The sequence below is a fragment of the Kitasatospora sp. NPDC047058 genome (assembly GCF_040643935.1).
Lineage (GTDB): Bacteria > Actinomycetota > Actinomycetes > Streptomycetales > Streptomycetaceae > Kitasatospora.
This window is the reverse complement of record NZ_JBEYVJ010000252.1, coordinates 1-10,731: the sequence shown is the minus strand read 5'-3', so window position 1 is coordinate 10,731 and position 10,731 is coordinate 1. Positions and strand designations below refer to the sequence as shown.

Sequence of the window (10,731 nt, the reverse complement as noted above, 5' to 3'; positions counted from 1 at the left end):
GGCCTGGCGGCCGCCGCCGGCGGCCTCGGCCTGGCCCTGTGGCCGCACCGCCGCCGCGAGGCGCGGCACCAGCACGGACAGCGGGAGTAGCACCGGGGCCGGCGGGAAGGTAACCGCCGTCGTCCACGCCAAGGGAGCCGTTCATGACGATCCGTCACCGCACCATCGGAACCGGCGCGTGCAAGGTCCTCGTCCTGCACGACTGGCTCTGCACCAGCGCCGACTGGGGCCAGTTCCTCGACCACCTCGACCCGGAAGCCTTCACCTACGCTCTCCTCGACTATCGAGGCTACGGCGAACGCCGGGACGTTGAGGGCGAGTTCACCGTCGACGAGATCGCCTCGGACACGCTCGCGCTCGCCGACCGGCTGGGCTGGGCCGAGTTCGCGCTGGTCGGGCACTCGATGGGCGCCAAGGCGGCGCAGCGCGTGCTCGCGGAGGCGCCGGGCCGGGTGAGCCGGCTGGCCGGGGTGGCCCCCGTCCCGGCGAGCGCCTACCCGCTGGAGGGCGACGCGTACGACCTGTTCCACGGCGCGGCGGAGCACGCCGCCAACCGCCGGGCCATCCTGGACCTGGTCACCGGGAACCGCGCCTGCGCCCGCTGGCTGGACGCGATGACGGCCCGGTCGGTGGCCGGCTCCCGGCCGGAGGCGGTGGCGGCCTACCTGGCGGACTGGAGCACCCGGGACTTCTCGGCCGAGGTGGCCGGCAGCACCCTCCCGGTCAAGGTGTTCGTCGGCGAGCACGACCCGGCCCTGTCCGCCGAGGTGATGCGCGGCACCTGGCTGGCCACCTACCCGAACGCGGAGCTGGAGGTGCTCGCCAACGCCGGGCACTACCCGATGCACGAGGTACCGGTGGCCTTCGCCACCGCCCTGGAGGCCTTCCTCCGGGCCTGACGGGGCCCCTCGCGCACGCCCCTGCGCACGCCCCGCACGCCGCCCTCGCCACCGAGTGACCGCCCGCACGGGACTACCGCCGCGAGACCGCCCGCCGGTACCCCCTCCCGCCGGGCGGTTCGCAGGCGTACCGTGGCCACACGGTGGCGCGCAGTCCGCGGGCGCGCCGGGTGGGCCACACCGGTGGGCCACACCGGGTCGGTCGCGGCGTACGGCTGCGGCGGCACGGTCGCGGTACGGCGCCGTCACCGTGGCCCGCTTTGGCACGTCCTGCCGGAGACCGCGATGGCTGATCCCCAGGCCGACCGCATGGCCTTCTTCACCACGCCCCGGCGGCCGCGCGAGCGCCGGGCACCGCAGGAGCGGCTGGGGGACTGGCACGAGGTCTACCGGGAGGGTGCGCTGCTCCCGGTGATCGGCGGCCAGGCGGCCCGGTGCATGGACTGCGGCCTCCCGTTCTGCCACCGGGCCTGCCCGCTGGGCAACCTGATCCCGGACTGGAACACGCTGGTGGCCCGCGGCGGCTGGCACTCGGCCGCCGCACGCCTGCTGGCCACCAACAACTTCCCCGAGTTCACCGGCCGGCTCTGCCCCGCCCCGTGCGAGAGCGCCTGCGTGCTGGCGATCGACTCCGACGCCGTGACGATCAAGAACGTGGAGCTGGCGATCGCCGACCGGGCCTGGGAGGACGGGGACGACCGGCCGCAGCCCCCGGAGCGGATGACCGGCCGGCGGGTGGCCGTGGTCGGCTCCGGCCCGGCCGGACTGGCCGCCGCCCAGCAGCTGACGCGGGCCGGTCACACCACCACGGTGTACGAGCGCGCCGACCGGATCGGCGGGCTGTTGCGCTACGGCATCCCGCCGTTCCGCCTGGAGAAGCACCGCCTGGACCGGCGGATCGAACAGATGCGGGCCGAGGGCACCACGTTCCGTGCGGGTGTGGCGGTCGGCCGCGACGTGCCCGCGGACGAGCTGCGGGCCCGGTGCGACGCGCTGGTGGTCGCGGTCGGCGCCACGGCCTGCCGGGACCTCCCGGTGCCCGGACGCCGGATGCCCGGCATCCACCAGGCGATCACCTACCTGACCCTGGCCAACCGGGTGGACGAGGGCGACCGCGCGGTCTCCCCGCTGACCGCCGAGGGCCGCAGCGTGGTGATCGTCGGCGGCGGCGACACGGCCGCCGACTGCCTGGGCACGGCGCTGCGCCAGCGGGCCGCGGCCGTCACCCAGTTCGACATCAACCCCCGGCCGCCCGACCGCCGGTCGGCCGGCCAGCCCTGGCCGGTCCACCCGAAGGTCTACCGGGTGACCACCTCGCACGAGGAGGCCGGCGGTTCGGCGGCCGAGCCGCGGGTGTTCGCGGCGACCACGGTGGGGTTCGAGGCGGGCGCGGACGGGCGGCTGGCGGCGGTCCGGTTCGCCGAGGCCCGGCCGGGCGACCGCCGGCCCCGGCCGGGCACGGAGCGGACCCTCCCGGCCGAGCTGGCGCTGCTCGCGCTGGGCTTCTCCGGCCCCGGACGGTGCCGCGTGGCCCGCCAGCTGGGCCTCGCCGTCGACCGGCAGGGCCGGCTGGCCCGCGACGAGGACTTCGCCGCGCGGGCGGACGGCGTGTTCGTCGCGGGCGACGCCGGGCGCGGCCAGTCGCTGATCGTCTGGGCGATCGCCGAGGGCCGGGCGGTGGCCGCCGCCGTCGACCGCTACCTGCGCGGCAGCACCGACCTTCCGGCCCCGGTGCGCCCCTCGGACGGGCCGCTCACCGCGTGAGCCGGCCCGCCCGCGGGCGGTGCGCTCAGACCAGTTCGAGGACGAGCTTGCCGGTGTTCTCGCCCCGGAAGAGCATCTGCAGGGTCTGCGGGAAGTCGTCCACGGTGCCCCGGACCACGTGCTCCAGTACCTTGATCCGCCCGTCGGCGATCCAGCCGCCGATCTCGCGGGCGGCCTCGGTGAAGCGCGGCGCGTAGTCGAAGACCACGAACCCCTCCATCCGGGCCCGGCGCACCAGCAGCGACAGGTAGTTCGACGGGCCCTGCACGCCGTCGGTGGCGTTGTACTGGCTGATCGCGCCGCAGACCACCACCCGGGCGTGCATCGCCAGGCAGGCCAGCGCCGCGTCCAGGATCTCGCCGCCGACGTTGTCGAAGTAGACGTCGATGCCGTCCGGGGCGTGGGTGCGCAGCGCCTTCCTGACGTTCTCGGTGCGGTAGTCGATCGCGGCGTCGAAGCCGAGTTCGCCGGTCAGCAGGGCGCACTTCTCGGCCCCGCCGGCGATGCCGACGACCCGGCAGCCCTTGGCCTTGGCGATCTGGCCGACCATGGTGCCCACGGCGCCCGCGGCGCCGGAGACCACCACCGTCTCGCCCTCCTTGAGCGCGCCGACGTCCAGCAGCCCGAAGTAGGCCGTCATGCCGGGCATGCCGAGGGCGCCGAGGAAGGTCGACGGCGAGGCCTCGGACGGGTCGATCTTCAGCGTGCCCCGGCCGTCGGAGACCACGTGCTCCTGGACGCCGAAGGTGCCGGCCACCAGGTCGCCCGTCGTGAAGCCGGGGTGGTTGGACTCGGTGACCTCGACCACCGAGCCGGCCCGCATCACCTCACCGAGGCCGACCGGCGGCAGGTAGGAGGGGCGGTCGTCCAGCCAGCCGCGCATCGCCGGGTCCAGCGAGATGAAGCGGGTGCGGCCGGCGAACTGTCCCTCGCCGGGCGCGGCGGCCGCCTCGGTGACGTGCTCCCAGTCCTCGGGGCGGACCTCGCCCTCGGGCCGCCGGGCGAGGCGGATCTGGCGGTTCTCTGCGGACAACATGGCGGCTCCCGGGAGCTGGACGTCGGACGGAGTGAGTCTAAGCAAGCGCTTAGTCATCGCGCCAGGGGGTGGGAGCGAAGGACGACCGGTCGTTCCCGCGCCGCCGCTACCCATGTCCGATACCTATCCCTGACTGATTCCGGCCCGCCCGCGGGCCGGTACTGTCGGAGACACGCCGGAACGGGCCGGCGGACCGAACACCCGGGCAGCCGGAACGACTTGGCGGCGCCCGGAACGAAACAGGGGGAAGAACACCATGACCGCCTACGCTCTCGCGCACGTCCACTCCGTCGAGTTCGGCCCGGACATCGTCGAGTACCTGGAGCGGGTCGACGCGACCCTGGAGCCCTTCGGCGGGCGCTTCCTGGTCCACGGCGGCGGCGTCGAGACGGTCGAGGGCTCCTGGGGCCAGGACCTGATCGTGATCGAGTTCCCCGACCGCGAGCAGGCGCGCGCCTGGTACGACTCGCCCGCCTACCAGGAGATCCTGGAGCTGCGCACCCGGCACATGAAGGCCGACGTGGTCTTCGCCCAGGGCGTGCCCGCGGGCTACCGGGGCTCGGACGCGCTGAAGCACTGACCGCCGCGATCCCGCACCGCCGACCGGGTCTGCCCGGCCGGCGGTGCGGGCGAGGCGCCATGGCGGGGCGCGGGCGGACGGCTACGTTCGGGCCGGGGGGCCGACCGAACGACGTCCACGGGAGAGCCATGACTTCGAACCGGCCCGAGGCCGGCGTGCGGGCCTCGCAGGTCCTGCGGAACCCCAAGGTCTGGCTGGCGCCGACGATCATCATCTGCACGGTCGGCTTCCTGCTCTCGCTGCTCTACATGGGCGGCATCGTCAACCCCCGCGGAGACCTGCACCGGCTGCCGATCGGCCTGATCAACTCCGACCAGGGGGCCGTGGTGGCCGGGCAGCAGCTGAACCTCGGCGCGCAGATCACCGAGGGCATCGCCGACGCGCCGGACCCGGGGGACCAGGTCAACTGGCGGCTGCTCGACCGGGCCGGGGCCGACGATCTGCTGTCCAAGGGCAAGCTGGCCGGCGCGCTGGAGGTCCCGGCCGGCTTCACGGCCGCCGTCGCCGCCCTCGGCACCCCGGCCGGACCGCAGCCGCCGCCGCGGCCGACGATGACCGTGCTGACCAACCCCGGGGTCGGCAGCCTGGCCTCCTCACTGGCCTCGCAGATCTCCCAGGCGGCCGCCCGGCAGGCCTCGGTACAGCTCGGCAAGACCCTCACGGCCCAGGCCCAGGCCCAGGCGCAGCAGCCGGGCCAGCCCGCCGGCGGCGGGGCGACCAACGCCGCGGCGCTCCAGCTGGCCGACCCGGTGACGGTCGAGGTCACCGTCGGCCACCCGATCGGCGCGCACAGCGGCCTCGGCCTGACGGCGTTCTACTACACGCTGCTGCTCGTCCTCTGCGGCTTCCTGGGCGCCAACGTGATCGGCAACGGCGTCGACGTGGCGCTCGGCTACGCGGCCAGCGAGGTGGGGCCGATCCGCACCCAGCGCCCGCTGGTGCGGATCAGCCGCACCCAGACCCTGGTCATCACCTCGGTGATGTCGGTCGGGCTGTCGCTGCTGACCTCCAGCCTGGTGATGCTGGCGACCGTGGTGGTGCTGGGCATGGACGCCTCGCACCTGCCGCTGCTCTGGGTCTTCTCGGTCTGCGCCACCTCGGCGGTGGGGCTCGGTGCGCAGGCGCTGCTCGCGGCGTTCGGCGGCATCGGGCAGCTGATCAGCATGTTCGTCTTCATCGCGCTCTCGCTGCCGTCCTCCGGGGCGACCATCCCGCTGTACGCGCTGCCGGACTTCTACCGGTGGCTGGCGGAGTTCGAGCCGATGCGCCAGCTCAGCGACGGCGTCCGGGCGATCCTGTACTTCGACGCGCAGGCCGACGCGGGCCTGGCCCGGGCCTGGACCATGATCGCGATCGGGACGGTCGCGGCGCTGGTCTTCGGCTTCGCGATGACCACGTACTACGACCGCAAGGGGCTGCACCGGTTCCACCCCGAAGCGGCCTGACGCCCCGAAGCGGGCCGACGCCCCTGTGGCTGGCCGACGCCCCGGCCGGACGGTGCCCGCGCCTCCCGTCGGACCGGGGGAGGACGGCCCCCGCCCGGGGTGGTCCCGAGGTCGGAGCGCGGGCCCGTCCCGCGGGCTGATGGCGGGCGCGCCGGCGGGCCGTATCGTCGGGGACATGAGCCGATCCCTGCATCTGGCCGCCTACCTGCTGGCCTTCGACACCCGGGCGCAGTCCCTGCAGGACCGCACCCGGGCCGGTTACCTGCTGCGCGCGGCCGCCCTGGCCGAGCTCGCCCACCGGGGCGCCGCCGCCGAGGACGCGGCCGGCCGGGTCGCGGTGGTGACGGACGCGCCCACCGGGGACGCCGTCCTCGACACGCTGCTCGCCGAACTGGCCGCCCGGCCGCGCACCTGGAAGGCGTGGATCCGGCGGAGCAGGGACGACACGCTGGAGGCCGTCGAGCAGCGGCTGGCGGTGCTCGGCGTGGTGTCGGTGGCGGACCGCGATCCCTACGGCCCGGTCGTGCCGCAGCGCGCGGTGACCCTGGTCGACCCGCGCGAGGCCCGGGAGCTCCAGGCGCGCATCGCGGAGCTGGTCCGCGGCGACGGGCCGGCGGCCGAGGCGCCGTTCGGGGACGCCGTGCTGGCGGCGCTGGCCGCCCACGGGCACCTGCGGCTGGTGCTGTCCCGGCACGACCGGCGGGCCCACGCCGGGCGGGTAGCCGCGTTCACCGGCCGGCTGGCGTCCGAGGCCCCCGGCCTGGCCCGGGCGGTGACCGGCCTGAACCTGACGATGGTCGCGGGGCAGGGCGGCATGGGCGGCAGCTGACGGCCCGTCGGAGAGTCGCCGCCCGCCCGCCGCCCGCCGCCCGCCGCCCGCCGCCGCGCCGTGCTCCGGTCAGCCCGGCAGCCGGATCTCGCCCAGCTCCAGGACCGGCAGGCCGGGGCGGAGCAGCGCCGGCGTCTCGAAGAGCGCCCCCGAGGCCATCCCCGGCACCGTCCTGACGTGCCGCCAGCCGCAGTCGCGGTAGTAGCCCTGTAGCCCGGGGTTGTCCGAGCGGGCGTCCAGGCGCAGGACGGCGGCGCCCGCGGCGGCCGCCCGGTGACCGGCCCACTCGTGCAGCAGGCGGCCGATGCCGCGGCCCGCGTGGGCGCGGTCGACGGCGCTCTTGCGCAGGTAACGGGCCGGGACGGCACGCTCCTCGTCCGTCCACCGTCGCCGGCTGCCGCGGGGGCAGACCGTGCAGGTGGCCACCGCCGGACCGTCCGGTTCGAGCTGGGCCAGCACCGTCGCACCCCGGGCGATCAGCCTGAGCCGCCGCTCCGGCCGGTCCGGGCCGGACCACTGCGCGTTCCCGTGTCGCAGGGCCACCCAGGCCGCCGCCTCCCGCCGCCAGCGCGCGAGCAGCTCGGCGTCCCCGGGCACGGCGGCGCGGACGTACAGGACCGGGGGCGGTGCGGCGGTGCCGCCGGGGGTGTCGAGGGACTTCACGACGGGGCGAACGAGACGCCGGCGGGAAAGGTTGCGCCTGCAGGACCAGGCCGGGCCGGCGGTGCGGGACCCCGGGTGATGCCGGGCTGCTCCGAGTGGCGCCGACCGCTGGTGGCGGACCTGCCCCGGACGCAGGCTGGCGGCACAAGCGCCGCCGGACCGTACGGCGGCGGCGGAGCCACAGGGCGTCGTCGGGACGGGGCGGCCCGGGACGCCGGAGAGACGGGATCACATGGTGCACCAGGGCATCAGTCCGCGGTGCCTGCCGTCCGTTCGCGGGATCGGCAGGCTCGTCCGAAGACGGTCGTCGCAGTACCGGTACGCGCGGCAGTGCTTCCGGGGCGCGCGCACCCGGGCGGCGGTCGTCGCCGCTCTGGCCCTCCTGGGTGCGGCCGGCCCCACGCCGGGCAGTGCCCTGTCACCGCCCGTCCATGAGCCCCGGTCAGGACCGGCGGCGCACTTCGTGAGCGGCCCGTGTCCGGCGACGCCCGAGCCGGTCCCCGGGCGGTGCGGGGTCCTGGAGGTGCCCGAGAACCGCGCCCGCCACGGCGGGCGGACCGTCCGGCTGGCCGTCGCGATCATCCCGGCCACGTCGGCGAAGCCGGCCGGGGACCCGGTGGTGTTCATGGAAGGGGGGCCCGGCGGCGACGCGTTCGGGACCATCCCCTTCCTGACCGCTTCCGGCGTCAACCGGGACCGCGAGCTGATCGTCATGGCCCAGCGCGGAACGCTCCACTCCCGGCCGAACCTCGCCTGCCCGGAGATCGACCGCTTCGGTGCGACCGCCGTGGGGCTGCGCTACGACGCGCCGTCGACGGGACGCCTCCTGGTGCGCGCGGCCGGGGAGTGCCGCGACCGCCTGGCGGCCGACGGCGTCGAGCCGAGCGCCTACAACACCACCGAGAACGCCGCCGACTTCGCCGACCTGCGCAGGGCGCTGGGCGTCGAGGAGTGGAACGTCTACGGGTACTCCTACGGCACCGAGCTGGCCCTCACCTACCTGCGCCTGCACCCCGAGGGGATCCGCTCGGTGGCGATCGACTCGGTCGTCCCGCCGCAGATCGTGAGCCTGCCGTGGACCTGGGACAGCGCCCGGGAGGGGATCGGCGCGGTCTTCGCGGCGTGCGCCGCCCAGCCCCGCTGCAGGAGCCGCTACCCGGACCTCCCGCGCACCCTGACCGAGCAGGTCCGGCGGCTGGAGGCGCACCCGCTGACGCTGACGGCCCGGCCGCCGGCCGGAGGGGACCCGGTGAAGGTCGTCCTCGACGGCGGTGCGCTGGTGAACCTCCTGGTCGCCAACGCCGTCCAGGCCGTCGACGTCCCCGCGGCGCTCGACGAACTCGCCCACGGCAACCCGGAGCGCTTCGCCAGCGCCCGGGCCGCCGGCGCGACGCCCGTCATCGGCGAGGTCGCCCACGGCCTGACGCAGTCGGTGGCCTGCAGCGAATGGGTACCGGGATACACGGAGTCCGACCTGCTCCGGGCAGGCCGCCGGGCCTTCCCCGGATGGCCGGACACCGTCCTGGCCCAGGCCCCGCAGCTCCCCTTCGAGCACGACGTGTGCCGCGTCTGGAACGTCCCGGACCGCACCGCCGTCCAGCGCGTGGCCACCCGCAGCAACGTGCCGGCGCTCGTCCTCTCCGGAACCTTCGACGCGAAGACCGGGGCGAGCTGGGGTGCGTACACCGCCCGGACGCTGTCCCGTTCGACCGTCGTGCAGGTCCCCGGGATCGGCCACTTCGTGGTGCCCCAGTCGCCCTGTGCGGCGAGCGTCCTGGCCTCCTTCCTCGCCCGTCCGACCGCGCCCGACACCGCCTGCGTGGCGGGACTCGCACCCAAGCCGTTCACCATCACCCCTGAGCCGGAGACCGCATGATGCCCGTCCGCCCGCCCCACCACCGGCCCGCCTCGCGACGGCTCCGGACCACGCTGGCCGGGACCGCCGCCGGTGTCCTCCTGGCCGGCCTCGCCGCGCTGCCCGCCCAGGCCGCGGACGGCGCCGGGGAGCCGCTCGGCACCGTCGCCCGGACCGTGGGCCACGCCCGCTTCGAGCCGGGCCCCTGCCCGCGGACGGCGGACCCGACCCCCGCCCTGGAGAAGGCCCGCTGCGGAACGCTCACCGTGCCGGAGAACCGCGCCCGGCCCGACCGGCGGAGGATCACCCTCGCCGTCGCGATCGTGCCGGCGGAGGCCAGGAAACGGGCACCCGACCCGGTCGTGTGGTTCGCCGGCGGGCCCGGCGACGACGCCAACTCCGAGATCCAGCTGGCGCTCGACGGCGGCCTGAACCAGGACCGGGACGTGATCTTCATGTCCCAGCGCGGGACCTACTCGGCCGACCCGGCGCTCACCTGCCCGAACATCGACGAGTTCAACGCCCGCGCCCTCGGCCTGGTCTTCGGTGCGCCGTCGACCGGGCGCCTGCACGTCGAGGCGACCCGCACCTGCCGCGAGCAGTTGCTGAGCCGCGGGGCCGACCTCAGCGCGTACGACGGCACCGAGAGCGCCGCCGACTACGCGGACCTGCGCGTCGCGCTGGGCCTCAGGCAGTGGAACGTGTTCGGCATCTCCTACGGCACCGACCTGGCCCTCGTCTACCTGCGCCAACACCCGGAGGGCATCCGGTCGGTGGGCATCGACGGTGTCCTGCCGCCGTCCCTGGCCGGGGGAGCGGTGACCTGGAAGGCCGCCCGCGAGGGCTTCGACGGCCTGTTCAGGGCCTGCGCGGAGCAGTCCGCCTGCAACGCCCGCTACCCGGACCTGAAGGGCACCTTCGAACGCCTCGTCAGCGAGCTGGAGGCCCGCCCGGTCACCACCACCGTCACGGTCCCGGGCCAGCCGGCGCCGGTGAAGGTCGTGCTGGACGGCGGAGTCCTGGTGAACTGGCTGGTCTCCGCGACCCATGTGGCGGCCGGAGTGCCCCGCTCCATCGACGAGCTGGCCCACGGCAACCCGCAGCGGATCGCCGAGCAGTGGGCGGGGGGCAAGCTCAGCCCGGCGGCCATGGGCCGGATGTCCCACGGGCTCGCCTACGGCGTCTTCTGCCGCGAGTGGACACCGTTCGAGAGTCAGGACGAGGTGACCCGGGCGGGGCAGCGGCTGTTCCCGTCGTTCCCCAGGTCGGTGCTGGTCAACGCCCCGGCGCTGCCCTTCCTCCACGACGACTGCCGGGCCTGGGACGTCCCCCCGGCGGCACGCTCGATCCGGGACGTGACGCGCAGCGACGTCCCGTCCCTCGTCCTGTCCGGCGGGTTCGACGCCCAGACCGCACCGAGCAGCGGGCCGTACGCCGCCCGCACGCTGAGCCGGTCCACCGTGGTCACCGTCCCCTACGTCGCCCACGTGGTCTTCGCCGACTCGGCGTGCGCGCAGCGGATCACCCGCTCGTTCCTCAACAGTCCGACCGCGCCGGACACGGGCTGCCTCGCCGGTCTCCGGCCGCCCGCGTTCGAGATCGCGCCGTAGGGCCGCCCGGGCGCCGTCCGCCCGGGCCCGCCGTCCCTCCGGGCCCGCCG

9 protein-coding genes are annotated in these 10,731 nt (G+C 75.6%); 7 read left to right on the top strand and 2 right to left on the bottom strand.

The window, feature by feature from the left end:
- Positions 1 to 143: 143 nt before the first annotated feature.
- Together ABZ885_RS28320 and ABZ885_RS28315 are read left to right on the top strand one after the other, a co-directional pair.
- On the top strand, positions 144 to 899 hold the full coding sequence (locus ABZ885_RS28320; RefSeq protein ID WP_360194434.1) for an alpha/beta hydrolase: 756 nt from the start codon (positions 144 to 146) through the stop codon (positions 897 to 899).
- 285 nt (positions 900 to 1,184) lie between these two features.
- Positions 1,185 to 2,663 carry a glutamate synthase subunit beta gene (locus tag ABZ885_RS28315; RefSeq protein WP_360194431.1) on the top strand — a complete coding sequence of 493 codons (1,479 nt, stop codon included), beginning with the start codon at positions 1,185 to 1,187 and terminating at the stop codon, positions 2,661 to 2,663.
- A 25-nt stretch (positions 2,664 to 2,688) separates the two neighbouring features.
- Here the strand turns inward: ABZ885_RS28315 and ABZ885_RS28310 are convergent, their stop codons facing one another.
- Positions 2,689 to 3,699 carry an NADP-dependent oxidoreductase gene (locus tag ABZ885_RS28310; RefSeq protein WP_360194429.1) on the bottom strand — a complete coding sequence of 337 codons (1,011 nt, stop codon included), beginning with the start codon at positions 3,697 to 3,699 and terminating at the stop codon, positions 2,689 to 2,691.
- Between the two features lie 256 nt (positions 3,700 to 3,955).
- Between ABZ885_RS28310 and ABZ885_RS28305 the strand changes: the two genes are divergently transcribed.
- The 3 genes from ABZ885_RS28305 to ABZ885_RS28295 all read left to right on the top strand — a co-directional run bounded on the left by ABZ885_RS28305 (position 3,956) and on the right by ABZ885_RS28295 (position 6,553).
- Positions 3,956 to 4,279 (top strand): DUF1330 domain-containing protein, encoded by a 324-nt coding sequence (locus ABZ885_RS28305; RefSeq protein WP_360194426.1) that lies wholly within the window; start codon positions 3,956 to 3,958, stop codon positions 4,277 to 4,279.
- 128 nt (positions 4,280 to 4,407) lie between these two features.
- The gene (locus ABZ885_RS28300) at positions 4,408 to 5,724 is read left to right on the top strand and encodes a DUF3533 domain-containing protein (protein ID WP_360194423.1); all 1,317 of its coding nucleotides are present in this window, start codon (positions 4,408 to 4,410) and stop codon (positions 5,722 to 5,724) included.
- 175 nt (positions 5,725 to 5,899) lie between these two features.
- Positions 5,900 to 6,553, top strand: a complete 654-nt coding sequence (locus ABZ885_RS28295; RefSeq protein ID WP_360194420.1) for a GPP34 family phosphoprotein — start codon at positions 5,900 to 5,902, stop codon at positions 6,551 to 6,553.
- A gap of 69 nt (positions 6,554 to 6,622) precedes the next feature.
- On the opposite strand, the gene ABZ885_RS28290 is transcribed toward ABZ885_RS28295, so the two are convergent.
- Positions 6,623 to 7,216, bottom strand: coding sequence for a GNAT family N-acetyltransferase (locus tag ABZ885_RS28290; protein ID WP_360194417.1), 594 nt, complete (start codon positions 7,214 to 7,216; stop codon positions 6,623 to 6,625).
- Positions 7,217 to 7,739: 523 nt separating this feature from the next.
- On the opposite strand from ABZ885_RS28290, the gene ABZ885_RS28285 reads away from it, so the two are divergent.
- Both ABZ885_RS28285 and ABZ885_RS28280 read left to right on the top strand, forming a co-directional pair.
- Complete coding sequence (locus ABZ885_RS28285; RefSeq protein ID WP_360194414.1) at positions 7,740 to 9,092, top strand: alpha/beta fold hydrolase; 1,353 nt, start codon at positions 7,740 to 7,742, stop codon at positions 9,090 to 9,092.
- On the top strand, positions 9,089 to 10,681 hold the full coding sequence (locus ABZ885_RS28280) for an alpha/beta fold hydrolase (RefSeq protein ID WP_360194411.1): 1,593 nt from the start codon (positions 9,089 to 9,091) through the stop codon (positions 10,679 to 10,681). The genes ABZ885_RS28285 and ABZ885_RS28280 overlap by 4 nt, the downstream gene beginning before the upstream one ends.
- Positions 10,682 to 10,731 lie beyond the last annotated feature (50 nt).

Coding starts and splice junctions, on each gene's coding strand:
- ABZ885_RS28295 (WP_360194420.1), top strand. CDS start 5,900: ATGAGCCGATCCCTGCATCTGGCCGCCTACCTGCTGGCCTTCGACACC.
- ABZ885_RS28300 (WP_360194423.1), top strand. CDS start 4,408: ATGACTTCGAACCGGCCCGAGGCCGGCGTGCGGGCCTCGCAGGTCCTG.
- ABZ885_RS28280 (WP_360194411.1), top strand. CDS start 9,089: ATGATGCCCGTCCGCCCGCCCCACCACCGGCCCGCCTCGCGACGGCTC.
- ABZ885_RS28310 (WP_360194429.1), bottom strand. CDS start 3,699: ATGTTGTCCGCAGAGAACCGCCAGATCCGCCTCGCCCGGCGGCCCGAG.
- ABZ885_RS28315 (WP_360194431.1), top strand. CDS start 1,185: ATGGCTGATCCCCAGGCCGACCGCATGGCCTTCTTCACCACGCCCCGG.
- ABZ885_RS28305 (WP_360194426.1), top strand. CDS start 3,956: ATGACCGCCTACGCTCTCGCGCACGTCCACTCCGTCGAGTTCGGCCCG.
- ABZ885_RS28320 (WP_360194434.1), top strand. CDS start 144: ATGACGATCCGTCACCGCACCATCGGAACCGGCGCGTGCAAGGTCCTC.